The following is a 251-nucleotide window of genomic DNA, read 5'->3' as shown; positions in this document are numbered from 1 at the left end:
TCCCCATAGTGGCAAACTCAAATTTATTTTGGTATTTAAGCTTACGGTTAATACCGTCTTTATAATTACTGTTACCACAGTCAACTATAATATCGCTGCACTGTACACCTGCTTCTATGAGCTCACTGCATACAGCATCAACCAACTCGCCCGCAGGAACAAGCAACAAAATAGAACGCGGTGCTTCTAAACGTCTAACCATGTCTCCTAAATCAGAAACAATATGCAGCTTATCAGCTAAACCTTCTGAC

The 251-nt window shown here is 40.6% G+C and carries 1 protein-coding gene; it reads right to left on the bottom strand.

Features of this window, described 5'->3' with window-relative positions:
- A partial coding sequence (locus AAEY79_RS15850) for an NAD(P)-binding domain-containing protein (RefSeq protein WP_352289609.1) occupies window positions 1-251 on the bottom strand: 251 nt, incomplete at both ends.

The sequence above is a fragment of the Psychrobacter sp. GW64-MNA-CIBAN-0177 genome (genome assembly GCF_040309585.1).
GTDB lineage: Bacteria > Pseudomonadota > Gammaproteobacteria > Pseudomonadales > Moraxellaceae > Psychrobacter > Psychrobacter okhotskensis.
The sequence above is the reverse complement of the archived record's forward strand: the minus strand, read 5'-3'. Positions and strand labels throughout refer to the sequence as shown.